The organism is Stutzerimonas chloritidismutans AW-1, assembly GCF_000495915.1.
GTDB classification, from domain to species: domain Bacteria; phylum Pseudomonadota; class Gammaproteobacteria; order Pseudomonadales; family Pseudomonadaceae; genus Stutzerimonas; species Stutzerimonas chloritidismutans.
Genome location: NZ_AOFQ01000022.1, coordinates 1 through 24,519 on the forward strand (window position 1 = coordinate 1; position 24,519 = coordinate 24,519).

20 protein-coding genes are annotated in these 24,519 nt (G+C 65.8%); 11 read left to right on the forward strand and 9 right to left on the reverse strand.

Annotated elements, in window-relative coordinates:
- The first annotated feature begins 44 nt into the window (after positions 1–44).
- Together F753_RS32665 and F753_RS32670 are read left to right on the forward strand one after the other, a co-directional pair.
- Positions 45–563 carry a hypothetical protein gene (locus tag F753_RS32665; RefSeq protein ID WP_023444776.1) on the forward strand — a complete coding sequence of 173 codons (519 nt, stop codon included), beginning with the start codon at positions 45–47 and terminating at the stop codon, positions 561–563.
- 129 nt (positions 564–692) lie between these two features.
- Positions 693–1,625, forward strand: coding sequence for an AEC family transporter (locus tag F753_RS32670; RefSeq protein ID WP_023444777.1), 933 nt, complete (start codon positions 693–695; stop codon positions 1,623–1,625).
- A 113-nt stretch (positions 1,626–1,738) separates the two neighbouring features.
- On the opposite strand, the gene F753_RS32675 is transcribed toward F753_RS32670, so the two are convergent.
- Both F753_RS32675 and F753_RS32680 read right to left on the reverse strand, forming a co-directional pair.
- Positions 1,739–2,686 (reverse strand): methyltransferase, encoded by a 948-nt coding sequence (locus F753_RS32675; RefSeq protein WP_023444778.1) that lies wholly within the window; start codon positions 2,684–2,686, stop codon positions 1,739–1,741.
- A 22-nt stretch (positions 2,687–2,708) separates the two neighbouring features.
- The gene (locus tag F753_RS32680; protein WP_023444779.1) at positions 2,709–4,130 is read right to left on the reverse strand and encodes an iron-containing redox enzyme family protein; all 1,422 of its coding nucleotides are present in this window, start codon (positions 4,128–4,130) and stop codon (positions 2,709–2,711) included.
- A 190-nt stretch (positions 4,131–4,320) separates the two neighbouring features.
- On the opposite strand from F753_RS32680, the gene F753_RS32685 reads away from it, so the two are divergent.
- Positions 4,321–4,533, forward strand: coding sequence for a hypothetical protein (locus tag F753_RS32685; protein ID WP_014822075.1), 213 nt, complete (start codon positions 4,321–4,323; stop codon positions 4,531–4,533).
- 71 nt (positions 4,534–4,604) lie between these two features.
- Here F753_RS32685 and F753_RS32690 read toward each other — a convergent pair whose 3' ends face one another.
- Entirely contained in the window at positions 4,605–5,789 is a 1,185-nt protein-coding gene (locus F753_RS32690; RefSeq protein ID WP_023444780.1) for a lactonase family protein, read from the reverse strand.
- A 129-nt stretch (positions 5,790–5,918) separates the two neighbouring features.
- Between F753_RS32690 and F753_RS32695 the strand changes: the two genes are divergently transcribed.
- Positions 5,919–7,076 (forward strand): acyl-CoA dehydrogenase family protein, encoded by a 1,158-nt coding sequence (locus tag F753_RS32695; protein ID WP_023444781.1) that lies wholly within the window; start codon positions 5,919–5,921, stop codon positions 7,074–7,076.
- On the forward strand, positions 7,073–9,859 hold the full coding sequence (locus tag F753_RS32700) for a response regulator (protein WP_023444782.1): 2,787 nt from the start codon (positions 7,073–7,075) through the stop codon (positions 9,857–9,859). Before F753_RS32695 ends, F753_RS32700 begins: the two co-directional genes overlap by 4 nt.
- Here F753_RS32700 and F753_RS32705 read toward each other — a convergent pair.
- From F753_RS32705 to F753_RS32715, 3 genes are read right to left on the reverse strand one after another with little or no spacing between them, the layout of a single operon-like run.
- Positions 9,822–10,043, reverse strand: a complete 222-nt coding sequence (locus F753_RS32705) for a hypothetical protein (protein WP_023444783.1) — start codon at positions 10,041–10,043, stop codon at positions 9,822–9,824. The two genes, F753_RS32700 and F753_RS32705, sit on opposite strands and share 38 nt — an antisense overlap.
- Entirely contained in the window at positions 10,040–11,167 is a 1,128-nt protein-coding gene (locus F753_RS32710; RefSeq protein ID WP_023444784.1) for a PepSY-associated TM helix domain-containing protein, read from the reverse strand. The genes F753_RS32705 and F753_RS32710 overlap by 4 nt, the downstream gene beginning before the upstream one ends.
- Positions 11,167–13,407, reverse strand: coding sequence for a TonB-dependent receptor (locus F753_RS32715; protein ID WP_031297437.1), 2,241 nt, complete (start codon positions 13,405–13,407; stop codon positions 11,167–11,169). The genes F753_RS32710 and F753_RS32715 overlap by 1 nt, the downstream gene beginning before the upstream one ends.
- A gap of 279 nt (positions 13,408–13,686) precedes the next feature.
- Here F753_RS32715 and F753_RS32720 point away from each other — a divergent pair, with 279 nt between their 5' ends.
- From F753_RS32720 to F753_RS32730, 3 genes are all read left to right on the forward strand, one after another.
- On the forward strand, positions 13,687–14,145 hold the full coding sequence (locus F753_RS32720) for a YybH family protein (RefSeq protein ID WP_023444786.1): 459 nt from the start codon (positions 13,687–13,689) through the stop codon (positions 14,143–14,145).
- An 88-nt stretch (positions 14,146–14,233) separates the two neighbouring features.
- The gene (locus F753_RS32725; protein WP_023444787.1) at positions 14,234–14,590 is read left to right on the forward strand and encodes a YciI family protein; all 357 of its coding nucleotides are present in this window, start codon (positions 14,234–14,236) and stop codon (positions 14,588–14,590) included.
- Between the two features lie 2 nt (positions 14,591–14,592).
- Complete coding sequence (locus F753_RS32730; protein ID WP_023444788.1) at positions 14,593–15,810, forward strand: RNA polymerase sigma factor; 1,218 nt, start codon at positions 14,593–14,595, stop codon at positions 15,808–15,810.
- Positions 15,811–16,082: 272 nt separating this feature from the next.
- On the opposite strand, the gene F753_RS32735 is transcribed toward F753_RS32730, so the two are convergent.
- Both F753_RS32735 and F753_RS32740 read right to left on the reverse strand, forming a co-directional pair.
- Positions 16,083–17,426 (reverse strand): sigma-54-dependent transcriptional regulator, encoded by a 1,344-nt coding sequence (locus tag F753_RS32735; RefSeq protein WP_023444789.1) that lies wholly within the window; start codon positions 17,424–17,426, stop codon positions 16,083–16,085.
- 31 nt (positions 17,427–17,457) lie between these two features.
- Positions 17,458–19,221 (reverse strand): sensor histidine kinase, encoded by a 1,764-nt coding sequence (locus tag F753_RS32740; RefSeq protein ID WP_023444790.1) that lies wholly within the window; start codon positions 19,219–19,221, stop codon positions 17,458–17,460.
- Positions 19,222–19,421: 200 nt separating this feature from the next.
- On the opposite strand from F753_RS32740, the gene F753_RS32745 reads away from it, so the two are divergent.
- The 3 genes from F753_RS32745 to F753_RS32755 all read left to right on the forward strand — a co-directional run bounded on the left by F753_RS32745 (position 19,422) and on the right by F753_RS32755 (position 23,282).
- Complete coding sequence (locus tag F753_RS32745) at positions 19,422–20,636, forward strand: cyclic di-GMP phosphodiesterase (RefSeq protein WP_084799367.1); 1,215 nt, start codon at positions 19,422–19,424, stop codon at positions 20,634–20,636.
- A 292-nt stretch (positions 20,637–20,928) separates the two neighbouring features.
- Positions 20,929–22,416: a SulP family inorganic anion transporter gene (locus F753_RS32750; protein WP_023444792.1), complete on the forward strand. Its 1,488-nt coding sequence runs from the start codon at positions 20,929–20,931 to the stop codon at positions 22,414–22,416.
- Between the two features lie 14 nt (positions 22,417–22,430).
- Entirely contained in the window at positions 22,431–23,282 is an 852-nt protein-coding gene (locus F753_RS32755) for a universal stress protein (RefSeq protein WP_023444793.1), read from the forward strand.
- A 40-nt stretch (positions 23,283–23,322) separates the two neighbouring features.
- Here F753_RS32755 and cfaB read toward each other — a convergent pair whose 3' ends face one another.
- Complete coding sequence (gene cfaB, locus F753_RS32760; protein ID WP_023444794.1) at positions 23,323–24,504, reverse strand: C17 cyclopropane fatty acid synthase CfaB; 1,182 nt, start codon at positions 24,502–24,504, stop codon at positions 23,323–23,325.
- Between the last annotated feature and the right edge of the window lie 15 nt (positions 24,505–24,519).

The window sequence follows — 24,519 nt, forward strand, 5'->3', positions numbered from 1 at the left end:
AGGGGGGGGGGGGGGGGAGCCACGTTATCGAGCGAGGAGTCTTTATGAGCATTCCACGTCAAGTCACCCGGCCCAACCATTCCGCGCGCACGCTGGCGCGGGGGCTGGGCTGGTTCAGTATCGGTCTGGGCGTCGTCCAGTTGGTGGCGCCGCGGCAGGTCGCACGCTTTATCGGCATGCCCGGCAGCGACGGGCTGGTCCGCGCCTGCGGGCTGCGCGAGATCGCCACCGGTGTCGGCATCCTGCTGGCGGATGATCCGAAACCCTGGATCTACGGTCGTATCGGCGGCGATGCACTGGACCTGGCCGGTCTCGGCTGGAGCATCGAGCACGGCCACGAGCCGGCGAATGCGGCTATTGCCGCCGGCGCGGTGGCCGGCATTACTGCGCTGGACCTGAGCTGCGCCAAGGGTCTGGATGCCGAGCAGGTGCCGGTGGTCGAATGGGACTACAGAGACCGCAGCGGTTTCCCCGGCGGCACTGCGCAGATGCGTGGCAGCGTCGAGGCCGAGTTCGCCGCCGCGCGGGCCGCGCCCAACGGCTATTCGCCGTCGCTTCATTGAGCTGAAACCCAGGGTTGGCTGGGTAGTGCCTGGTCGACTCTGAGCGCGACGATCCGCCGCATTTGCTATGGTGGCCGGCCGTTTCGGTCGTGGCCCTGCGCCGCGCCGCCAGCTTGCAGATGAGAGTCCATGTCTTCGGTCGTCAATGTCGTCTTGCCCGTCTTTGCGCTGATCCTGCTCGGTTACCTGTGCCGCCGTAGCGGCAGGATGGGGCCAACCGGCGCTTCCGAACTCAATCGGTTCGTGGTCTGGCTGGGCCTGCCGGCGCTGCTGTTCAGCGTGGTTGCCACCTCGACCTGGGATCAGCTCTGGCAACCCGGCTTTATCGCCGCCTTCGCCATCGGCTGCCTCGGCGTGTTCGCCTTCACTCTTGCGTATCGCATGTTGCAGAAGCAGCCGCTGGTCGACGCCAGCCTGGACGCGCTGGGTGCGTCCTACGCCAACACCGGCTATGTCGGGATTCCGCTGTGCATGCTGGTGCTGGGCGACGAGGCGCTGCAGCCGGCGATGGTCGCCTCGATCGTGGTGGTCTGTGTGCTGTTCGCCATCGCCCTGGCCTGCGTCGAGACCGGCCTGCATGCCGGGCAGGGCGTGTTGCGCACGCTGGGAAAGGTAAGCAGTGCACTGGCGCGCAATCCGCTGGTGATCGCGCCGCTGCTCGGCGCGCTCTGGGCGGCGAGCGGTCTGCAATTGCCGGTGCCGCTGGCGACATTGCTCAAGCTGCTGGGCGCGGCGGCGGCGCCCTGCGCGCTGGTGTCGCTGGGGCTGTTCCTCGCCCAGCCACAGCCCGGAGGACGGGTGCAGGGGGTGTGGCCGCTGGTGGGGCTGAAGTTGATGGTGCAGCCGCTGATTACCTGGTATCTGGCTTTTCAGGTATTCGAGCTGCCGACGCTGTGGGCCTATTCGGCGTTGCTGCTCAGCGCGTTACCCACCGGGACCGGGCCGTACATGCTCGCGGAATTTTATGGACGCGAAGGCTCGCGGGTGTCGCGGGTGGTGCTGCTGTCGACGCTGGGTTCGCTGATCACTCTGTCACTGATCTTGGTGCTATTTCCGGTCTGATAAGCGCGCTCACTTGCGCGTGGATAAGCCTGCGGCGTTATCCACCCTACGCCTGGCCGGTCGTTTGGGGGAAAACCGCGAAGCGTTTTCCTCGGGCGAACCTCCCCCTACTGTCAGCCCATCGCCCGCGTCACTTCCAGCACCACGGCAGCAATGCGATCGCACTGGGTATAGGCCCCGCCAAGCAGCTCCTCGCCGAATACGTCCGGGTCGATCTCACGGTAGCCCCACTGCAGGTCGGTACGCTCCAGGCGTTGGCGCACCTCGGCCAGGAAGGGGTCCTGGTTGTCGATCATGGCGACCCCGGTATACAGCAGTAGCGTGCCGCCCGGCGCCAGGCGGCCGAGCGCGGCATCCAGAATCGCCAGCGACAGCCCGGCACCGAGCGGTCCGCCGCCGTGGCGATAGGCGCGCTGGTCGGTATCGACCAGATAAGGAGGATTGGCCAGCACCAGATCGAACTCGCCTTGTGCGTTGCTCAGCAGGTCGCTGCGTTCGGCGCGCAGGTTGTTCGCCCCAGCCAGCGCTGCGTTGATACGCGTCAAGCGCAGCGCTTCCGGATTGATATCCACCGCCAGCACTTCGGCTTGCGGTCGCGCCAGGGCAGTGAGAATGGCGCCGGCGCCCGAGCCACAGCCGATGTCCACCACGCGGCGGATCTCGCCGGTATGCTGGTTGAGATGGCAGCAGATGGCGCTGGCGAAACGGTAGGTGTCCGGGCCGAAGAACACCGCGTCGGTGGCTTCGGTGGGAAAGGCCGAATGCAGGAACAGCTGCCCGTCGAGGCTGGACAGCCGCACCTTGGAGCGCCAGCGCGAGCCATAGGGTTCCAGCACGTCAGCCTGATCCATCAGGCTGAACAGCGGTGGTGGCAGCAGTTCGTGCTGGAACGGGCGGCTCCAGCCGAAAACCCCCGGCAGGTCATCGGCGAGCGCATTTTCCGGGCGCTGATTGACTCGTTCATGGGTCAGCGGCGTGGGGGTGATGAAGTGATAGCCGCGATCCCGCAGGGCCTGGCCCAGGTGCAGCAGCGCGAGGTCCTGCGCATTGTCCATGATCATCGTCGCGTTCCTTGGTGTGCCTTCAGTTGAACAGTCCGTTGAACAGCCGCGTGGCCAGCAGGCCGGCGGCAGTGTGGTGGCGTTGCGGGGCGAGAAGCGGCAGCAGCAGGCGCATGCGCGCGGCGCGATCGGGCAGGCGTGCAATCTGCTGCTCGAGCAGCTGCAGTTCCTCGTCGAAATCGTTGCCGCTGACGCTTTCCGCCGGTTGCAGCGCACCCGGCTCCTGCGGCACACGCCGGGCGTTGAACAGCGCTTGGCGCTGCAGCAACGCACCGCGCGGGCTGCGCTTGCTGTCGGCCTGCCAGTCGCCAGCGATCCAGTCATGGATCATCTGCTGCTCGTAAGCGCTGAAGACGCCGAACATCGGCGCCTGTTCGCCGGCGATCAGCTGCCAGAAGCGGCTTTCCTGCGGGTCATGGCCGCGCTTGATCCAGCCGCGCTTGTCCAGCACGGAGAGAAACTGTTCGACGTCCTCGGCCAGCCACTGATTGACCGTGCGGCCTTCGAAACGGCAGTAGTCGGAGTGTACGAACTGGCCGACCGCCGCCTTCTTCTCGAGGATGCGCTGCACCTCCCGGGACAGATCGAAGTCGCCGATCACCGAGACGGTGCTGGCGCCGAGGTCGTTGAGCCGGTAGCCGTTGCGCACCCGTCGATAGAACTCCGCGCTGTCGCCGACCTGCGGCAAGGCATCCAGCACGCCCTGCACGGCTTTCTTGGCGTGGCCGTTGTCGGCGTTGTCGACGGTGACATGCAGGGTGAAGTAGTAGGGATCGATGCCCAGCTCGGTCAGCTCGTAGGAGGTGATCAGCAGGTGCAGCGGCAACTGTTCGTAGCCCAGGTTGAAGCCGATCACTTCCGGCAGGAACTGCTCGGCATGCTCGGCCAGTGCCAGCTGGATGGCCCCCTGGACGAAGTGCTCGTCGTCCAGCTCCTGCCAGTCATCGCAGCCTTGGCTGGCCAGCAGCTTGCGGTAGAGCACCACATGGTTCTTCTCCGGCAGGCCTTCGCCGAGCTCCTCCAGATAGGTCTGGATCAGCGCGGTGAAGCGCGCATCATCCCAGCGCTGCAGCAGGCCATAGAGCCAGGCGCCATCGACCAGCTTGGTCGGCGCCACCCCGCGCAGGAAATGCAGTGCATGGGCCTTGCTGGCGAAATAGCGGCGCGGACCGCCGGCACGGCGCTGGTCCAGGTAAGCCTGATACTGGCGTCCGACCACTTCGGTGCGCCGCATGACCCAGGCTTCCAGGCTGGCCGGGTCCTCCGGCAGGTCGGACGGCAGCGCAGCGGCGGCCTCGAGCTGCGCACGCAGGTACTCCGCAGCGCTGTCGCGTGATTGCGCGTCGACCTCGCGGGCAAGGGCGAAGTACAGCGCCCGTGAGGGCTGATCCTGCTCCGGGTGAAGGGCAGGAGTGATCGGCAGGCTGCGAGAAGTCAGTTGCATGATTCTGTTCTATGGCAGTTCTAGTCCAGTTTTGGCTGCCGGGCCTGTGGTTTAGTTCAGCTGCACCGCCGAGCGGCCATCGGTCCAGAAAAGCGCCGTTACGCTGCAACTTCCGCCGCCACGTCTCCTCCCAATCGATAGAGCCACCCGGACGGGCCGGGCATGGCCACAGGTACGCGAGGAGCAGCTGATGAGTCAGAACGACCAGGGTCGCGAGAGCATCGAGTCCATCGACCAGAGCGGCGACGCCCACGAGCAGAATCCGGAAACCACGTCCACCCAGGGCGAGGTCGCCGGTGGTGACGAAGCCGACGTACCCGGCGGCGCCTACAACGTGCCGCCGGGCCTGGCCGAGGAGGTGAGCGAAGAGGACGCCTCGCGCGAGTCGCAACGCAAGCCTTGACTGTGAGCGCCGATGTCAGGCTCAGCCGGCACGCGGTCCGGCTGGCCTGCTGCTAGTACCGCCGCTCGGCTTCAGGGTTTGGCAAGAAACTTGATGTCCGACGGGCGCTCGACCGGCAGGGTCTGCAGCGTCTCGCCGAGCTTTCCGCTGTCCGGATCGCGCCCGATCACCACCACGTCATCGCTCAGCTGATTGGCGATCAGCAGGAAACGCCCGTCTGGGGCGATGGCGAATTCTCGTGGTTCGCGGCCTTCAGTGGGGCGGCGCTGGATTTCCCGCAGGGCGCCGTCGCTGTCGATAGCGAAGACGATGATGTGGTTGTAGTCGCCGCGGTCGCTGACATAGAGGAAACGGCCATCGGCCGAGGTGTGGATCGCCCCCGGTGAATGACGCACCTCGCTAGCGGCATCCTTCAGGTCCAGCAGTTGCCGGCGGATCAGGGTGCCGTCCGTGTAGTCGAAGCTCGCCACTTGGGCGCTCAGCTCGAGGGCGAGATAGGCGTGCTTGCCATTGGGGTGGAAGACCAGATGGCGCGGGCCGCTGCCCGCTGGCAGCTCGATGCTGGCGGGTTCGTCAGGTTGCAGGGGACGTTCGGCATTGCGCGGGTCGTAGCGGTAGACGAATACATGATCGGCGCCCAGGTCGCTGACCAGCAGGCGCTTGTCGTCCGGGCTCGGTACGGCGGAGTGCACATGCGCCGCCTGCTGCCTCTCGGGGTGCACGCCGCTCGACTGATGCGCGAGAAGCTGCGTGACCGGCAGTGGCCGGCCATCCTCGGCCAGCGGCATCACCGCCAGGCTGCCGCCCGGGTTCGGTCGCGCCCCGTAATTGCTGATGAACAGGTAGCGCCCGTCATGGCTGAGGCTGGCATGGGTCGGTTCGTCGCCCAGGCTGATGTTCTGCCCGATCAGCTGGTGCTCGCCGCTGCTGTCGAGTTGCCAGGCGCTGACACGACCGACCGGGTCGGCGTGCGTTGGGCTGTTCTCGTTGGTGGCATAGAGGCGCCCGCGCTGCTCGTCCAGCACCAGCCAGGAGGGATTGTGGCTGGCGAGGGTCTGCAGCGGTTGCGGGTCGATCCAACCTTTCGCCGGATCGAAGCGCTGGCGCAGAACGCCCGGGCTGTGGCTGTCGTGCGTGTAGCTGCCGATCAGGATGTGCATGTCGTCGGTCTCGGCTCGCGCGCCGGCAGACAGGGTCGCGCCGATCAGCAGAGCGAGAGCGAGGCGAAGCAGTACGGGGCGTTTGCGCGTGGTCATTGATGTCATGCCACTATGACCACCGTGGGCGCCCAACGCTCCCGAAGACGTTGTTCGAACAATACCTGACTGTCAGGGTCTGATATGCACCTGGGCGGACGCCAGCCACCCGCGAATTCAGGAAGATTCATGGACCACTTGCTACCCGTTCAGCTCGTCGAATTGCAAAACGTCGCCGCCGATCTGGCTGAAACCGTCATTGCGCCGCTGGCGGCCGAGGTCGATGCCGACTGCCGCTGGCCCGCCCATTCGCTGCGAGCACTTGGCGATGCCGGGCTGCTCGGGCTGCAGGTGCCGAGCGAACTGGGCGGCCTGGGGCAGGGGCTGCTGGGCTTGTGCGTGATTACCGAAACCATCGCCCGCGCCTGCCCGTCGTCGGCGCTGTGCTACGGCATGCATTGCGTGGCGACCGCGGTGATCGCGGCCAAGGCCACCGAGCATCAGCGCGAACACTACCTGCGGGAGATCGCCGCGGGACAGCACATCACCACGCTGGCGCTCTCCGAGCGGGGCACTGGCGCGCATTTCTACCTGCCGGAAACCCATCTGGATGCCGACGGCGAAGATTTCCTGGTCGACGGTACCAAGCAGTTCGTTACCAACGGCGACCATGCTGACTCCTACGTCGTGTCCACCGTCGCGGCGGGCGCCGAGGCGGGGGATTTCAGCTGCCTGATCGTCGACCAGGGCAGTGCCGGCATGAACTGGCTCGAGCCCTGGGCCGGCTTTGGCATGCGTGGCAATTCCTCGCGGCCGTTGCAGCTCGATCGCGTCCGGGTACCGGCGCGCAACCTGCTCGGCGAGCCGGGCGATCAGGTCTGGTACGTGTTCGAGGTGGTCGCGCCGTTCTTCCTCATGGCCATGGCCGGCACCTATCTGGGCGTTGCCCAGGCGGCGCTGGACGAGGCGAGCCTGCATCTGCGCTCGCGGCATTACAGCCATTCCGGCGAGTCGCTGCGGGATGTGGAAAGCCTGCAGATCCGCTATGGCGAACTCTGGACCGAGCTGGTCAAGACCCGCGCGCTGGTGCGCGAAGCCGCACGCCGGGGCGATGGCGCCCACCCCGAAGCGTTGTCGTTCATTCTGGCGTGCAAGGCCGATGCGGCGGAGACCGCAGTGCGTCTGGCCAACGAGGCGATGACTCTTTGCGGCGGCGCGGCCTATCGCGAGAACAGTCGTGTCGCCCGTCTGCTGCGTGACGCGCGGGCCGCGCACGTGATGACCCCCACCACCGGCCTGCTCAAGCTCTGGACCGGTCGCAGCCTGCTGGGGCTGCCGCTGCTATGAGCGAGCTGCTGCTCGATCAGATCGCGCTGCTGGAGGCAGGCGATGCCGCGTTGCGCGAGCAGATCGACAGCTGGGCGACAGCCCACGGTCTGCAGGTGCGCAGCCTTGATCCAGGCGCGTTGCTGCCCGATGAGAACGAGCCGGCGCTGGTGCTGCTGGCGCCCGGTCTGCAACGCCCGGTGGCGCAGGCCCGGCAGCTGCGCAGTCGCTGGAAGGCCACCCAGTTGCTGTTCCTCAGCGATGAGGCGGGCGTCGACTCGCTGCACCGCGAGCTGGGCCCGGCGCCGTTGCTCGGGCCTCACTGGTCGATCGTCACCCTCGGCGCCAGCGCGCTGGCGCAGCTTGATCAGGCCTTGGCCAGCGTGCGGCGGCGGTCGCGCCTGCGCACCACGTTGGCGCAGGCCAACGCGATGGTCGATGGCGGGCAGTTGAGCAAGCGTTCGTCACTCACCGCAGAGCTCTACCTGCATCATTTCATCGACGCGGCGCGCGACGCCATCGTCGGTCTCGACCGCGCCGGGGCGGTGCTCTACTGGAGCGCCGGTGCCGCCGAGATGTTCGGCCTTGGCCGTGGCGAGGTGCTACGCCGTGCGGCGAGCGGGCTGCCGTTCTGGAGCGACGAGCTGGGCCAGGCCCTGGCGCAGGTCCAGGATTGCGACACGACGCTGACCCTGCAGCATGAAGATGCGGCTAACGGGCGAACGCTGGAGATCGTCGTCGCCGCCGTGTGTTCTGCGGATGGCGCAGTGGTGGGCGCGGCACTGACCTTGCGCGATGTCTCGGCGCTGGTCGCGGAGCGTCGCGCCAACGAGCTGCATGGTCGTCAGCTCAGCGAGGAGCGCGCCCACCTGCAACGGCTGTTCGACCAGGCGCCGGGCTTCATCGCCATCACCGAAGGGCCGCAGCACGAGCTGAAGATCGCCAATCGCGCCTTCCACCAGCTGGTCGGCGCCCGCGAGCTGCTCGGGCGTCCGGCGCTCAAGGCGTTTCCGCAACTGGAAAGCCGCGCGCTCTCCGATTTGCTACAGCAGGTCTATGTCACCGGGCGGCCCTATATCGGCCGCGACATCGCCGTGCGCGTGCGCCCGCAGGCCGGCGGCAAGGCCGAGCGTCACTATGTGAATTTCATTTTCCAGCCGGTGTTCAGCGAGGACGAGCAGGTCAGCGGCATCTTCTGCCAGGGCCATGATGTCACCGCCCAGGTGCTGGCGCAGCAGGCGCTGCAGCGCTCCAGCGAGCAGCTGCAGGAGCTGGTCGAGGAGCGCACCCGCGAGCTGGAACTCAGCCGCCAGGCTCTGTATCAGTCGCAGAAGCTCGAAGCCATCGGCAAGCTCACCGGCGGCGTGGCACACGACTTCAACAACGTGCTGCAGGTGATCGCCGGCAATCTGCAATTGCTGCAGCCGCTGGTGGAGGCCAACCGTGGCGCGGCGAAGCGGGTCGATGCGGCCAGCTCCGCCGTCGAGCGCGGTGCCAAGCTGGCGCGGCAACTGCTGGCCTTCGCCCGTCGGCAGCCGCTGCGCCCGCAGCCGACCAACCTTAGCCGGCTTTTGCGCGACCTCGACGAGCTGCTGCGCCAGGCGTTGGGCGAGCGCATCGAAATCGAAACCGTGGTGGCGGGCGGGCTGTGGACGACGATGGTCGACCCGAACCAGCTCGAACAGGTGGTGCTGAACCTGGCGATCAATGCCCGCGATGCCATGCCTGATGGGGGCAAGCTCACCCTGGAGCTGGGCAACGCCATGCTCGACGAGCACTACACCGGTACCCAGATCGACGTCGCGCCAGGGCAATACGTGTTGCTGGCGGTGTCGGACACAGGCGTTGGCATGCCCGCCAACATTATCGAACAGGCCTTCGAACCGTTCTTCACCACCAAGCCAGAAGGGCAGGGCACCGGGCTGGGGTTGAGCATGGCCTACGGCTTCGCCAAGCAGAGCGGCGGGCATATCCGCCTGTACAGCGAGCCGGGTGCCGGCACGAGCGTAAAGCTTTACCTGCCGCGCACCGAGCAACCCGAGGTACAGGCGCAGCCATCCACCGTCGGGCCGGTGGTGGGCGGCAGCGAAACCATCCTCGTGGTCGAGGACGATCTGCCGGTGCAGGCCACGGTGATCGAGCTGCTCACCGGCCTCGGCTATTCGGTGCTGCGCGCCAACGATGCGCAGAGCGCCCTGAGCATCCTGCAGAGCGGCCTTTCCATCGACCTGCTGTTCACCGATGTGGTCATGCCGGGGCCGCTCAGCAGCACCGAACTGGCGCGCCAGGCTCGCGTGTTGCTGCCGGATATCGCCGTGCTGTTCACCTCCGGCTACACGCGCAATGCCATCGTGCATGGCGGGCGCCTCGATCCGGGCGTGGAGTTGCTGAGCAAGCCCTATCGGCAGGAAGACCTGGCGCGCAAGGTGCGCCAGTTGCTGGGCACGCAGCACAGCGACGACAAGCCCGTCGAGCAGCAGTGGGTGATGGTGGTGGAGGACCAGCCGCAACTGCTGGTGCTGGCCTGCGAGATGGTCGAGGAGCTGGGCTACCGCGTCTGCGGCTATCCGAATGCTGAAGCGGCCGCGCAGGGGCTGCACGAACAGCGCTTCGATCACCTGTTGCTGGACGTCAATCTGCCGGGCCGATCAGGCACCGACTTCGCCGCCGAGGCCTTGCGAACCCAGCCATGGTTGCGGCTGGTATTCGTCTCCGGTGAAGGGCGTATCGAAAGCAACCTGCCGGCGCGCTCGCTGCCCAAGCCGTTCAGCTTCGACCAGCTCGCCGAGATCCTGCAAGGGTAAGGGCCTCGCCGCGTGCCTGGGGGCGGGCGCCGCTGCGCGACAAGCCATGCAGGCCGATGGCGACGGGCGCCGCCAGGGCCAGCCAGCTCAGCCAATCGCCCGCGCCTTCGGACAGCAGCCCGGCGATCAGCCCGAGCATGGACAGCACGCCGATCAGCACCGGCCAGAACCAGATGCGCATCATGAGCGCACCTCAGTCGCGCCGCGCTTGAGCCACAGGTACAGACCGCTGCCGAGCACGACGATGGTGAGGATATCCAGCAACGCCCAGAGGACCTTCAGCGGCAGGCCACCGTAATCGCCGAAATGCAGCGGCTCGGACAGTTGCAGCGCGGTGACGTACCAGGGTCGCGCGCCGGCTTCGAGCACCTCGCCATTAGCCGGATCGACCAGCAGCGCCTGGGTCAGGCGCGAGGTCAGCGGCGTGTCGCCGCGCAGGATCACCGCGACGTGCTCCGGCGTGGCGCGCAGTGTGCCGGGGTAGGCAATCATCGACACCGCCATGTCCGGCGCCGCAGCCAGCACGCGATCGACCGCAGTCTGCAAGGAGCCATCAGCGGCAGGCGCATCACTGGCATCGGTGGCCAGCAGTACCCGCGTTTCACCGGCTTGTAGCGCGGCGACCTGTTCGGCCTGCCAGGCTTGGAAGATCAGGTCCGCCCAGGTATTGATCACTCCGGTGAAGCCCACCGCGAGGGCCCACACCAGGGTGACGATGCCGAGCAGGTTGTGCAGGTCCAGCCAGCGGGTGCGGGTGGTGCGTTCCTGGCGCACTTCGCCGAAGTGCAACTTGCGCATGAATGGCGCATAGAGCACGACACCAGAGACGATCGCGATCATCAACAACAGCCCCATGAAACCGAGAAACAACTTGCCCGCCAGCCCCGCGTAGAGGTCGACGTGCAGGCGGTACATCACGCTCATGAAGCCTTCGTCGAAGTTCGGCGCGCCAAGCACTGCGGCGGTGCGGGCATCGGAGAGGATCAAGGTGGACTGGCTTTCATCGGTATCGACGCGGGTGTCGAGCTTGACGTACCAGATATCCGGCGCGTCTTCCTCGGCAAAGAAATATAGCGGCACCAGGCCGGGGTAGGCCTTCACAGCTTCGGCCGCAACCCGGTCGACCGCAGCGCGCGGCGTGCCCTCGGGCATCGCCGGCGCCTCGATCTCGTTGCCGCTGAGGTGATCGATCTCGTGGGAGAAGATCAGCGGCAAGCCGGTCAGGCACAGCATCAGGATGAACAGCGTAGAGACGAGGCTGGACCACTTGTGGACCCAGCCCCACCGCCGCAGGGTGACTGCCTGCATCAGAAATCGACCGTAGCGCTGACCGAGAGCGTGCGCGGGGCGCCGAGGACGAGGTAGTTGGAGCCTGGATAGCCACCTGTGGAGGCCCAGTAGTCACGGCCAGTGGCGTTGTCGAGACGGGCGCGGAGCGTAACGTCGCGGTCCTGCACTTTCATCTCGTAGCGCGCACCGAGGTCCAGACGCGTCCAGGACGGGATTTCTCGGTTATTGTCGATATCGGTGTACTGGCTGCTGGTATAGACGACGCGACTGGTCAGCGTGAGGCCGGCAAGCCGAGGCACATCCCATTCTCCGCCAATGTTGGCTTGGGTCTTGGGCACGCCAATAGCGTGGTTCCCGTCGTAATCGCCATTATCGGTGTCGCTTAGCTCGGTATCGAGCAGGGTCACGCCGCCCAGCAGACGCATTCCGGGGGCCGGTTCGCCGAACAGCGACAGTTCTATCCCGCGATTGAGCTGATCGCCTCCTTCGCGGAAGACGCCGTCGGTCACTACGCCGATAGGGCGTTCGGTGCGGAACACCGCCAGGCTGCCGCCCAGATTAATGCCGTCGTACTTCAAGCCGATCTCGGTTTGCTTGGCGATGTGTGGCGCCAGTGTTTGCCCGGCATTGCTGACTGCCTCGGTCGTTCCATCGGGCCGCCTGGTGGTCCATGGGGCGCTGTCACCCTTGGCAAGCCCCTCGATGTAGTTGGCATAGATTGATACGTCATCGGTCAGCTTGTAGAGCACGCCGCCAACAGGAGTGGTCTCGTAGCGGTTGATCCGTGACGCGCGATCTCCGGTCGCCGCAGAGTAGTTCCTGGTCTCGATCCCTTGTCGACGTGCGCCTAGGGTTACAAGTAGCCGATCATCCATGAACCCAAGCGTGTCTGCGATCGCCAGGCTCCGAGTGGAGGTGCGGCCGATCACATTAGGATCGGAAAACGAACCGTTGATGTTTTTCGGCAGCAAGTCGGGGATAGGGGCGTCATACGGAGTATCGAGGCTGCCGGCAAAGGGGTTGTCATAATCGGATCCACCGAACGCGTTGCGTTCCTCGGCCTGGAAGGTCGCCGCGGACATTACCCATTGGTGGGAGACCTGTCCGGTCAATGCAAGGCCGCGCAGGCCTATTTCACCCGTAGAGATCTCTTCCTTGCGGCGGTTATCGAAGCGGTAAGCTGTCGTGGAGTCGGCGCCGACGTAAGTCGGGTTGGCCAAGCGGTTTTCTTCCTCGCCGCGGCGCGCGCCTACGGCTAGCCAGCCCGTGACCGAGTCAGAAAAGTCGTACTCGCCCCGGACGGTGCCGAACGTCTGCTTTTCCTTGGAGAACGTCCATGGCTGAGCAAAGTTATCTTTGGCGTCTGGTGCGCTTGGTAGCGGTATACCGATGGCGATGCTCACGCTGGGGCGAGGCGCATCTATGAAGTGGTATTGATGACCGATATCAGCAGATAGGCGGAAGTTGTCGCCCTGATAGTCGAGGCCGAGGGCGAACATGTCGAGGGTGCGATCCTCGTCTTCGACGGTAGTCTCGCCGGCATGCTTGGCAGCGTTAAGACGCAAGCCGAAGCGCTCCTCTTCACCGAAGCGGCGGCCCAGATCGACGGCTGCCGAACCTTGACCGCCATTTTCGGCTCCCACTGTCAGTCTCGTGAGCGGCTCATTCGGAGCACGCTTGGGTACGAGGTTGATCATGCCGCCAACACCTGAGCCTCCCGGTGCCGCACCATTAAGAAAGGCGCTGGCGCCACGGAAAACTTCGGCGCGCTCGATGAATTCGGCCGCTACGTACTGACGCGGCAGCAGGCCGTAAAGCCCGTTGTACGAAATGTCGTCGGAAAACAGCGTGAACCCGCGCACGACGTACAGCTCCTGCATGTTGCCGAAGCCACGCGCCACGCGCACCGAAGGATCGTTCTGCACGATGTCCGACACGCTACGCGCCTGCTGGTCCTGAATCAGCTGCGAGGTATAGGACGTCGAGGTGAACGGGGTTTCCATGTAGTCGCGATTGCCCATAATCCCTACTCGCCCACCACGCGCAACCTGTTCGCCGGCGTAGGGTTGGGTCAGGCCATCGGCCGAGGCGTCGGCGCTGGCGGTGATTTCCACCGATTGCAGTTCGACCGGCTCGGCGGCAGTGCCTTGAGATTGATCTTCGAGTTGCTCCTGAGCCATGAGCGGCGAGCCAGCGAAGCTGGCGGCAAGGCAAACGGGCAGCAGTGCGGTTTTACGCGGGAAGCGAAGAGTGGGCATGGCGGACCTGACCGGACGTTGAGCTGTGAGGGTGGCGGATGACGGCGCGGCGGGTAGTTGAGAGCCTGTGCCATCTGAGAGCCACTATCATATTTCAATGCTAACAATTCGCAACCGTATTCCGCCCGATGGAGCCGTGGTGTGCTCGCGCGCCGCCGGCGCAGGGCGTCTGGCATGCGGGCCGCGCCTGCGTAGAAAAAACTGATTGGGTCTGTCGATTCTGGAAGTCGCCGGACGACTAGTTGGTGAACCCCGTTCACCCGATCAGAGGAGAAGGACATGAATACCCAGAACAGCCAGGTCGAGAGCGCCATTCGCCAGCTGCACGAAACGTTCGAACAAGCCACCAAGGCCAAGGATCTCGACCGGATCATGGCGCAGTACGCCGACGACGTAGTCGCCTTCGATGCAGTCGGCGCACTGCAATTCAAGGGTGTTGAGGAATATCGGGCGCACTGGCAGCGTTGCTTCGAGTTCTGCCAGGGCGAAGGCTTCTTCGAGACCCATGAGCTGCATGTGGATGTCGGCGGCGAGCTGGCCTGCAGCCGCATGCTTACCCACTGTGGCGGCCCCAATGCCGAAGGCGAGATGCAAACGGCCTGGATGCGCGGCACGCGGGTCTGGGCCCGGCGCGATGGCGAGTGGAAGGTGATCCATGAGCACTTTTCGATGCCCTTCGACATGCAGACCGGCCAGGTATGCATGGATCAGACACCGTCGCAGCAACAGACCGGTTGAGGCTGGCCCGCGGTCTTCGTCGCGTGATCGGGCGAGGTCGTTCAATGGCTGCTAGCTTTGCTGCGTTGCCGGCAGACGGAGCCCCGCCATGAACTACCTGTGCCTGATCTATTACGATGAACAGCGTGTGGATGCGATGACCGACGAACAGTGGCATGCGCTGGTCGCGCGTTGCGTGAGTTGCGGCGAAGAGTTGCGCGCCAGTGGCCACATGCTCGCCGGCGAACCGCTGCAGTCGGTGCGTACCGCGCGCACGGTGCGCGTGCGTGATGGCGTCACCTCGGTGGTCGACGGCCCGTTCGCCGAAACCCGCGAGCAGCTGGCGGGCTTCTACCTGATCGAGGCGGCGGACCAGCAGGAGGCCGAGGCCATCGCGGCGAAGATCCCGCCGGCCAGCCTTGGCTGCGTTGAGGTCCGGCCGTTGCGCCAGCTGCCGCAGCGCTGAGCATGCCGCTGACCGGACATTTCACGGCGGCGCGGGTCGAGGCGGTCTATCGCAGCGAATCGCGGCGCGTGCTGGCCACGCTGATCCGTCTGCTGGGCGACTTCGATCGCGCCGAAGAGGCCTTGCAACAGTGGCCGCGCGATGGGATTCCGGACAATCCGCGCGCCTGGCTGGTTTCCGCCGGCCGCTTCAAGGCCATCGATGCCCTGCGCCGCCGTGCGCGTTTCGACGCCTCGTTGCGGCTGCTGGCCGAACAGCTGGAAGACGCGGCGCAGGCAGTGGAGGTCGATGAGATGGAAGACGACCGTCTGCGGCTGATCTTCACCTGCTGCCACCCGGCCCTGCCGGCCGATGGCCGCGTGGCGCTGACCCTGCGTGAAGTCTGCGACCTGACCACCGAGGAGATTGCCCGTGCCTTTCTCGCTCCACCGGCCACCATTGCCCAGCGCATCGTGCGCGCCAAGGCGAAGATCCGTGACGCCCGGTTGCCGTATCGGGTGCCAGAGCGCGACGAGCTGTCGGCGCGGCTGGAGAGCGTGCTGCGGGTGGTCTATCTGGTATTCAACGAGGGCTACACCGCATCGGCCGGCGCCGAGCTGACCCGCGCCGACCTCTGTGCCGAGGCGATTCGCCTGGGCCGACTGCTCCTCGAACTGCTGCCCAACGCCGAGGTGATGGGGCTGCTGGCGTTGATGCTGCTGCACGATGCCCGCCGGGCTGCGCGTACCGATGCTACCGGTGAGCTGGTGCGGCTGGATGAGCAGGACCGCAGCCTGTGGAACCGTCAGCAGATTGCCGAAGGATCGCAGCTGGTGCAGCTGGCGTTGACCAGTCGCGCGTTCGGCGCCTACGCGCTGCAGGCCGCCATCGTCGCGGTGCATGCCGAGGCGCCGAGCGCCGCGCAGACCGACTGGCCGCAGATCGTCCGGCTCTACGATGTGCTGCTGCAGTTGAGCCCGTCGTCGGTGGTGGAACTGAACCGCGCGGTGGCCGTGGCCATGCGCGACGGGCCCGAGGCCGGCATGCTGTTGGTGGATGAACTCCTCGGGCACGGTGATCTGCAGGACTACCACCTCAGCCACGCCACCCGTGCCGATCTGTTGCGCCGGCTGGCGCGTATCGACGAGGCCCGCGAGGCCTATCGCAGCGCGCTGCGCCTGGTGCAGTTGGAGCCCGAACGGCGTTTCCTGCAGCGGCAGCTGGATGAGTTGGGCGACTGACCGTACCCAGAAACCTTTTGTGGGAGCGGGCTCGACCGCGAAAGGCGACCGGTGCGCTGATCCCATGCTCTAGCCCGCCGAGCGGCGGCACAAAAGCTTCGCGGCCAAGGTTGCCCTGAGGTTTGTTCGGGGGGCGAGCTGGATGCTGATGTTCAATGCCGCTAAGCCTTGAATGGCCTGGCGACAAAGCCTGCGGGTCAGCTGCGGTGCGGCGTTCGAGGCGCTCGTTGCGCGGGGACCTCTGCCGGAAGTTCTGCAGCTCGGCCAACTGCTCAGTTATCCGTGCTGCCCGCCGGCAAATAGTCGCTGCGGCTCAGGCCGTGGCGCTGCATCTTCTCGTTGAGGGTGCGCCGTGGCAGCTGCAGCTGGGTCATGACCTCGGTGATGTTGCCTTTGCACTGCTGCAGGGCGTTGTGCAGGCATTGCGCCTCGAAGGCTTCCATCTGCTCGGCCAGCGACTGGCCGCCGCTGCTCGCCGGGGCCGGCGCGCTGAGGCCGAGGGCGTGGCGTTCGGCGGCGTTGATCAGCTCGCGCACGTTGCCCGGCCAGTCGTGGGCGAGCAGTTGCGTCAGCTCGCCAGGCGTCATCGGTGGTGCGGCGCGGCCGTGGCGCTGGGCGGCCTGGCTGGCGAAGTGTTCGAAGAGCAGCGGAATGTCCTCGCGACGCTCGCGCAATGGCGGGATGTGCAGCTCGGCGACGTTCAGCCGGTACAGCAGGTCCTCGCGGAAGCGGCCGCCGCGCACCTCTTCCAGCAGGTCCGGCTTGGCCGCGCTGATCACCCGTAGGTCGACCTCGATACTGCGGTTTGAACCCAGGCGTTCCAGGGTCTTTTCCTGCAGCACGCGCAGCAGCTTGACCTGCTGGGCCAGCGGCATGCTTTCAATCTCGTCGAGGAACAGCGTGCCGCCGGCGGCGTGTTCGATGCGGCCGATGCGTTTGCCCTGAGCGCCGGTGAAGGCGCCGCTCTCGTGGCCGAACAGCTCGCTTTCGAAGATGGTTTCCGGGATCGCTGCGCAGTTCAGCGCCACGAACGGCCCGCCGGCGCGCGGGCTGAAGTCATGCAGGCAGCGCGCGACCTGTTCCTTGCCGCTGCCGGTCTCGCCACGGATCAGCACGTTGACGTCGGTACCGGCCAGCTCCAGCACCTGCCGGCGCAGGCTGACCATCGCCCGTGATACGCCGAGCAGCTGCGATTCGATACGCCCCTTGCGGGCGAACTGCTCGCGCAGCTGGCGGTTCTCGCAGACCAGCCGGCGCTTGTCCATGGCACGGCGCACGCTGTCGAGCAGGCGTTCCGGGGTGAAGGGTTTTTCGATGAAGTCGTAAGCGCCCTGACGCAGCGCCTGCACCGCCATTGGCACGTCGCCGTGCCCGGTGACCATGATCACGGGCAGGTCGGTGTCCAGCGCCACCAGCTGTTCGAGTAGGCCGAGGCCGTCGAGATCGGGCATGCGCACGTCGCTGATCAGCACGCCAGGAAAATCGCGATCCAGCGCCGCCAGCGCCTCGCGCGCGCGTGAGAAGGTGCGCACCTGGAAGCCGGACAGCTCCAGCCACTGCTGCACGGCCTGGCGGATCGCCGCCTCGTCGTCGATGAAGATTACCTGCCCGCTCATTGCCTGCTCCTCGCGGTCGCGTCGCGGCAGTTTACTCGGCGGCGTGCGCTTCGGCAGCCGGCAGCGTCAGAGTGAACACCGCGCCGTGCTCGTCGTTGCTGACTTCCAGCGTGCCGCCCATCTCACGGACGATGCCGTAGGACACCGCCAGCCCGAGGCCGAGGCCCTGGCCGACCGGCTTGGTGGTGAAGAAGGGCTCGAAAACCTGATCCAGATGTTCGCTGGCAATACCGCCGCCGTTGTCGCCCACGCTGAGCTGCCAGCGGTCACCGTTGAGCTGACAGAGGATGCGCAGGCGTCGCTGCGGGCGCTCGGCCATGGCATCCAGCGCGTTGTGCAGCAGATTGATCAGCACCTGCTCGAGGCGGATGGCGTCGCCGCTGACCGCAGCCTCGGCCGGTACCTGGCGGAATACCTCGACCTGCTCGCTGCGAATGCGCGGCGAGAGCAGCTGCAGGGCCTGCTCCAGCACCTCGGCCAGGCTCAGACGCTGGCGCAGCCCGGCCGGGCTCTTGCGAGCGAAGGTCTTCAGGTGGCCGGTCAACGCCGCCATGCGTTCGAGCAGGCTTTCGACATGCCCGAGGCCTTCGCGCACCTCGCCGTCGCGGCCGCTGTCGAGCAGCAGGCGAAGGCTGGCGAGCTGCATGCGCAATGCGGTCAGCGGCTGGTTGATCTCGTGGGCGAGGGCGGCGGACATCTGCCCCAGGGCGGCCATGCGCGCCGCATGCACCAGTTCGTCCTGGGCGGTGTGCAGCTCGCGGGTGCGCTCGTGCACCAGGCGCTCCAGCTCGTTGCGGCTGCGCTGTTCGACGCGGCGGGTCTTGCCGCGTTGCGCCAGGTAGAGCAGCAGAAAGGCCAGGGTCATCCACACGCCCGCCGCGGCCAGGCGATAGCTGCGCACGCTGGCGACCACCATCTGTGGGTCGTGCAGCAGGTGCAGAGTCCAGTCGTCTTCCGGCAGCGCCAGGCGTTGCCAGAGGTATTCTCGGCGGCCGTCCGGGCCATCCACCAGGCGTCGCTCGCTGCCCTCGGCGAGTTGCTGTACGCGGCTGCTCGGCAGCGGCTGCAGCGTCTGTTCGGCATAGCGCCGGGCGTCGATCAGGCGGCTGCGCACCTCGTCGCTGAGCGGGCGCAGATAGCGGAAGCGCCAGGCCGGGCGGTTGGTGAGGATGACGATATCGAGCGAGTCGGCGATCAGCAGGATGCCCGGCTGGCCGACCCAGTCGCGCTGCATCTCTTCCAGCTCGAGCTTGACTACCAGCACGCCGAGCACCTCGCCGTCGGCATTCTTCACAGAGCTGGAGAGGAAGTAGCCGGGAATGCCGGTGGTGACGCCGACGGCGAAATAGCGCCCGCTGTCGTTGCTCACCGCATCGCGGAAATACGGGCGGAAGGCGTAGTTGTTGCCGACGAAGCTGCTCCAGTCGCGCCAGTTGCTGGCGGCGATGGTCTCGCCGTCGCGGTCGAGCAGGTACAGCACCGAGGAGCCGGCTGCGTGGTTCTGCTGTTCCAGGCGCTGGTTGAGCTGGCGGCGCAGCGCGCGGTTGCCCGGTTCGGCGAGCAGCGCCTGGATGTCGCTGTCCAGCGCCAGTAGGGCCGGCACCGAGCGGAAGCGTTCGACCTGGGTGTGGATCGCCTGGGCATAGAGTTCCAGCTGCCCCTGCGCTTCCTGGGCTCGCTCGGCCCAGGCGCGCTGCTCGGCCAGGCGCCCGGCCCAGTACATGCTCAGCAGCAGGCCGATGAGGATCAGCGCAACGATCAGGGTTACCCGCAGGCGGTTGGACAGTGCTGACATGACGGCGCTCGCGACAGGACGCGACGATGGTAAGCGATAGTCGGCAGTGGTGGCGCATTGGCGAGCCTCGGGATAGCACCAAAGTCTTGATCTATCCCAATGGAGGCATAGTGCCGTCATCACTATACTGCGGGGAGTTACCATCAGCTCAGCAGGGATCGCTAGTACGGAACGGCCAGCCGCTCCAGTCGAGGTCCGCCTTGCTCAGAAAAATCCTTGTCAGCCAACTCCGCTTCGGCATGTACGTCCATGGGCTGGACGGCAGCTGGTTCGATCATTCCTTCTGGCGCAGCAAATTCTTGCTCACAGACCCCGCCGACCTGCAGGCGCTGCGCAGCAGCGGCGTCAAGGCGCTGTGGATCGATACGGGCAAGGGCGTCGATGTCGAAACGGCAACGCCCCCGGCCGCCGAGTCTCCACAGCTGGTCTCCGACGCCGTGCCAGTTGCGCCTCGGCCGACCGCCGCGTCGGTCCAGCAATGCAACGTTCAGGAAGAAATGCAGCGCGCCGCGCAGTTGCTCAAGCGTTCCAAGCAGCAGGTGACCTCGCTGTTCAACGAGGCGCGCCTGGGCAAGGCCGTCGACCCGCAGCAGTGCCTGCCACTGGTCGAGCAGATTTCCGCATCCCTGGCGCGCAACGGCTCGGCATTGCTCAGCCTGGCGCGGCTGAAGACCAAGGACGAGTACACCTACATGCATTCGGTGGCGGTCTGCGCGCTGATGGTCGCGCTGGGCCGGCAGCTGGGCCTGAGCGAACAGGAAGTCCAGGAAGCCGGCTTTGCCGGGCTGCTGCACGACATCGGCAAGATGGCCATGCCGCTGGATGTGCTGAACAAGCCGGGCAAGCTCAGCGACGACGAATACGCAGTCATGCGCAGCCACCCCGAGCGTGGTCACGCGATCCTGCTGGGCGCGGGAACGGCCATCTCCGACGCAGTGCTGGACGTCTGCCTGCATCATCACGAGAAGATGGACGGCACCGGCTATCCGCACCGGCTGGCCGGCGAGCAGATCAGCCGGCTGGCGCGCATGGGCGCGATCTGCGACGTGTATGACGCCATCACCTCGGATCGCCCGTATAAAACCGCCTGGGATGCCTCGGGCTCGCTGGCGCGCATGGCGCAGTGGCAGGGGCACTTCGATACCCAGATCCTGCATGCCTTCGTGCGCACGGTGGGCATCTACCCGCTGGGCTCGTTGGTACGGCTGCAGTCCGGGCGGCTCGGCGTGGTCATCGAACACAACGCGCAGCAGCTGACGGCGCCGCGCCTGAAACTGTTCTATTCCACCCGCGCCCGCGCGACGATCGTGCCGGTGGAGCTGGACCTCTCCAGCCCGCAATGCAGCGACCGCATTGTCGGCCGCGAAGACCCCGCCGCCTGGGGCTTCAGCAATCTGGATGCGCTCTGGACCTAGATTGGCGGTCGTAAACGGGGGGCGATGCGACTAGAATGTCGCCCCCCGAATGCGATTCGCCCGGCGAGTCGCTCAGAGAAGAGCTCGTAATGCCCATGACCTGGCTGCCTAGTCCGCCATAGCGCTGCGCCCCCTCGCGTCACTTTGCGACTGCCTGTCATGGGGTGGTCGTGCGCTGCTGTCCGTGCGTTTCGTCGACTGACAGCCGAATCAATCACACCAAAAATCTCGTCTTGTATCGCTGCCGGCCGCCCGTGGTCTGCATGGTGGTGCTTTTGCTCTGGATAGTCCGATGCTGCAAACGCTCAAACAAAACTGGTTCTCCAACGTCCGTGGCGATGTGCTGTCCGGCCTCGTCGTCGCGCTGGCGCTGATTCCCGAAGCCATCGCCTTCTCCATCATCGCCGGGGTCGATCCGCGGGTCGGCCTGTATGCCTCCTTCTGTATCGCCGTGGTGATCGCCTTCGTCGGTGGCCGCCCGGGAATGATCTCCGCAGCGACCGGCGCCATGGCACTGCTGATGGTGACGCTAGTGCGTGAGCACGGCCTGCAGTACCTGCTGGCGGCGACACTGCTCTGCGGCCTGTTGCAGATCGGCGCCGGCTACCTGCGCCTGGGTTCGCTGATGCGCTTCGTGTCGCGTTCGGTGGTTACCGGCTTCGTCAACGCGCTGGCCATCCTGATCTTCATGGCGCAGCTGCCGGAACTGACGAACGTCACCTGGCACGTCTACGCCATGACCGCGGCGGGCCTCGGCATCATCTACCTGTTCCCCTATGTGCCGAAGCTCGGCAAGGTCATCCCCTCGCCGCTGGTGTGCATTCTTTCGATGACGGCAGTGGCCATGTATTTCGGCCTGGATATCCGCACCGTCGCCGACATGGGTGACCTGCCTGACACCCTGCCGGTCTTCCTCTGGCCGGAAGTGCCGCTGACTTTCGAAACCCTGGCGATCATCTTCCCGTATTCCGCCGCGCTGGCCGTGGTCGGCCTGCTGGAATCGCTGATGACCGCGACCATCGTCGACGACCTCACCGACACTGGCAGCGACAAGAACCGCGAATGCAAAGGGCAGGGCGTTTCCAACATCGTCTCCGGCCTCTTCGGCGGCATGGCCGGCTGCGCGATGATCGGCCAGTCGGTGATCAACGTGAAATCCGGCGGCCGTACCCGGCTGTCGACGCTGATCGCCGGTGTGGTGCTGCTGCTGATGGTGGTGTTCTTAAGTGACTGGGTCGGGCAGATCCCCATGGCCGCGCTGGTGGCGGTGATGATCATGGTGTCGATCGGCACCTTCAGCTGGGATTCGCTGCGCAACCTCAAGCGCTACCCGCTTTCCACCAACATCGTCATGGTCGTCACCGTGGTGGTGGTGGTCTTCACCCACAACCTGGCCTACGGTGTTCTGGCGGGCGTGCTGCTGGCGGCGATGTTCTTCGCCAACAAGGTCGGCCACTACCTGCACATCGGTTCGGAGCTGGATGCCGCCGGCAATCAGCGCACCTACAGGGTGGTCGGGCAGGTATTCTTCAGCTCGTCGGAAAAATTCACCGGTGCGTTCGACTTCAAGGAAGCACTCGGCAAGGTCACCATCGACCTGTCCCGCGCGCATTTCTGGGACATCACCGCCGTGGCGGCGCTGGACAAGGTGGTCATCAAGTTCCGCCGCGAAGGCACCGAGGTCGAAGTGCTGGGTCTGAACGAAGCCAGCGCGACCATCGTTGACCGCTTCGGTGTGCATGACAAACCCGAGGCCATCGACAAGCTCATGAGCCACTGACCAGGAGAACGACAATGACCCACGTAATGGCTTGTATCGACGGATCACCGCAGGCCGCGGCGGTTTGCGACTGTTCGGCCTGGGCCAGCAAGCGCCTGGATGCGCCCCTGACGCTGCTGCACGTGCTCGACCGCCAGCAGTATCCGGTGTCGGGCGACCTGAGCGGCATCATCGGCCTCGGCAGCCGCGAATTCCTTCTGCAGGAGCTGGCCACGCTGGACGAGAAACGCGCCAAGCTGGCGCTGGAGGAGGGCCGCATGATGCTCGATTCGGCACGTCAGCGGGCGATCTCCGCCGGCGTCGCCCAGCCCGAGTGTCGGCAGCGCCACGGTGATCTGGTCGAGTCCCTGCGTGATTTGCAGGACGAAACACGCCTGCTGGTCATCGGTCGTCAGGGCGAGGACAGCGGCGATGCCATCCAGCACATCGGCAGCCAGCTGGAAAACGTCATCCGCACCATGCAGCGGCCGATCCTGGTCGCGCCCGGCGACTTCAGCGCACCGCAAAGCGTGATGCTCGCCTTCGACGGTAGCGCCACCAGCCGCAAGGGCGTGGAAATGCTCGCCGGCAGCCCGCTGTTCAAGGGCATGCCGATTCATCTGGTAATGGTCGCGGCCGACACCGCCGACAGTCAGGCCCAGCTGGAAAATGCCCGCGGCGTGCTGACCGCCGCCGGTTTCAACGTGGAAATCGCCATCCGCGCCGGTGAAGTCGAGCCGACCCTGCATGCCTATCAGGCCGAGCACGGTATCGACCTGCTGGTGATGGGCGCCTACGGCCACTCGCGCATTCGCCAGTTCTTCGTCGGCAGCACCACCACCAACATGATCCGCACCACCTCCACGCCGCTGCTGTTGCTGCGCTGATCACCCATCCGCTGCGCGCCCGTCCCGGGCGCGGCTGTGGTCAGCTGTAAAGGTCCGCCCGGCTCCAGGGCAGCTCGTGTGAGCCATCCGCCAGCGGCTTGCTGGCGAGGATCTGGTGCAGGTTGATCCAGTTGTGGCGGAAGCCGTAGGCGCAACCGGCCAAGTAAAGGCGCCAGATGCGCAACGCGCGTTCGGGAACCATCCGTTTTGCCTGCTCCAGCTGCGCTTCCAGCCGCTCACTCCAGAACTCCAGCGTACGCGCGTAGTGCAGGCGCAGGCTTTCCACGTCGACGATTTCCAGCCCGGCATCGCTGATGCAGCTGCTGATGTTCACCAGATGCGGCAGCTCGCCGTGGGGGAATACGTAGCGGTTGATGAACTCGCCGGCGCCATGCCCGACCGGGCGGCCGTCGATGTGTCGGGCGGTGATGCCGTGGTTCATCACCAGCCCGCCGGGGCGCACGGCGTCGAACAGCCGCTGGCAGTACAGCGGCAGGTTGGCGTGGCCGACATGCTCGAACATGCCGACGCTGACGACCTTGTCGAAACGGCCATCCTGCGGCAGGTCGCGATAGTCCATCAGCTCCAGAGTGATCTGCTTTGCTAGGCCTTCCTCGACCACCCGTTCGCGAGCCAGTTCGAGCTGCTCGCGGCTCAAGGTGATGCCGAACACCTTCGCGCCGAACTCGCGTGCCGCATAGCGAGCCAGACCACCCCAGCCGCAGCCGACATCCAGCAGGCGCTCGCCAGGCTTGAGCCGCAATTTGCGGCATAGGTGGCGCAGCTTGGCCTGCTGCGCCTGTTCCAGATCCTCGCTGCCGGTTTCGAAATAGGCGCAGGAATAGACCATGTCCCTATCCAGCCAGAGCCGATAGAAATCGTTGGACAGGTCGTAGTGATAGGAAATGGCTTCGGCGTCGGTCGCCTTGTCATGCGCCTCGCGCGAAGGCAGCGGAAAATCGTCCTGGCCCAGCGCCCTTGTGATTACATCGCCGATCCGAATGACCTCACCCACTGGCCCAAGCAGGTCGATCTGCCCCTCGACGTAGGCCGCGCCGAGCACGTCCAGGCTCGGCTGCCTCAGCCGGGTAACAAGGCTGGGGTCCTTAATCACCAGCGTGACGCAGGGAGTAGGGCCGATCTCGATCTCGTTGCCATCCCATAGCTGCAGCTTCAACGGCAGGGCGAGTTCTTTAAGGGCCGGTAGCAAGGTTGCCAACATGCTCGATCTCCTTTT

What these genes read in the sequence shown, in the direction of transcription:
- F753_RS32755 (WP_023444793.1), top strand. Translation starts at nt 22,431, where the DNA reads ATGACCCACGTAATGGCTTGTATCGACGGATCACCGCAGGCCGCGGCG.
- F753_RS32715 (WP_031297437.1), bottom strand. Translation starts at nt 13,407, where the DNA reads ATGCCCACTCTTCGCTTCCCGCGTAAAACCGCACTGCTGCCCGTTTGC.
- F753_RS32675 (WP_023444778.1), bottom strand. Translation starts at nt 2,686, where the DNA reads ATGATCATGGACAATGCGCAGGACCTCGCGCTGCTGCACCTGGGCCAG.
- F753_RS32725 (WP_023444787.1), top strand. Translation starts at nt 14,234, where the DNA reads ATGAACTACCTGTGCCTGATCTATTACGATGAACAGCGTGTGGATGCG.
- F753_RS32685 (WP_014822075.1), top strand. Translation starts at nt 4,321, where the DNA reads ATGAGTCAGAACGACCAGGGTCGCGAGAGCATCGAGTCCATCGACCAG.
- F753_RS32730 (WP_023444788.1), top strand. Translation starts at nt 14,593, where the DNA reads ATGCCGCTGACCGGACATTTCACGGCGGCGCGGGTCGAGGCGGTCTAT.
- F753_RS32750 (WP_023444792.1), top strand. Translation starts at nt 20,929, where the DNA reads ATGCTGCAAACGCTCAAACAAAACTGGTTCTCCAACGTCCGTGGCGAT.
- F753_RS32735 (WP_023444789.1), bottom strand. Translation starts at nt 17,426, where the DNA reads ATGAGCGGGCAGGTAATCTTCATCGACGACGAGGCGGCGATCCGCCAG.
- F753_RS32705 (WP_023444783.1), bottom strand. Translation starts at nt 10,043, where the DNA reads ATGATGCGCATCTGGTTCTGGCCGGTGCTGATCGGCGTGCTGTCCATG.
- F753_RS32670 (WP_023444777.1), top strand. Translation starts at nt 693, where the DNA reads ATGTCTTCGGTCGTCAATGTCGTCTTGCCCGTCTTTGCGCTGATCCTG.
- F753_RS32740 (WP_023444790.1), bottom strand. Translation starts at nt 19,221, where the DNA reads ATGTCAGCACTGTCCAACCGCCTGCGGGTAACCCTGATCGTTGCGCTG.
- F753_RS32680 (WP_023444779.1), bottom strand. Translation starts at nt 4,130, where the DNA reads ATGCAACTGACTTCTCGCAGCCTGCCGATCACTCCTGCCCTTCACCCG.
- F753_RS32665 (WP_023444776.1), top strand. Translation starts at nt 45, where the DNA reads ATGAGCATTCCACGTCAAGTCACCCGGCCCAACCATTCCGCGCGCACG.
- F753_RS32710 (WP_023444784.1), bottom strand. Translation starts at nt 11,167, where the DNA reads ATGCAGGCAGTCACCCTGCGGCGGTGGGGCTGGGTCCACAAGTGGTCC.
- F753_RS32720 (WP_023444786.1), top strand. Translation starts at nt 13,687, where the DNA reads ATGAATACCCAGAACAGCCAGGTCGAGAGCGCCATTCGCCAGCTGCAC.
- cfaB (WP_023444794.1), bottom strand. Translation starts at nt 24,504, where the DNA reads ATGTTGGCAACCTTGCTACCGGCCCTTAAAGAACTCGCCCTGCCGTTG.
- F753_RS32700 (WP_023444782.1), top strand. Translation starts at nt 7,073, where the DNA reads ATGAGCGAGCTGCTGCTCGATCAGATCGCGCTGCTGGAGGCAGGCGAT.
- F753_RS32695 (WP_023444781.1), top strand. Translation starts at nt 5,919, where the DNA reads ATGGACCACTTGCTACCCGTTCAGCTCGTCGAATTGCAAAACGTCGCC.
- F753_RS32690 (WP_023444780.1), bottom strand. Translation starts at nt 5,789, where the DNA reads ATGACCACGCGCAAACGCCCCGTACTGCTTCGCCTCGCTCTCGCTCTG.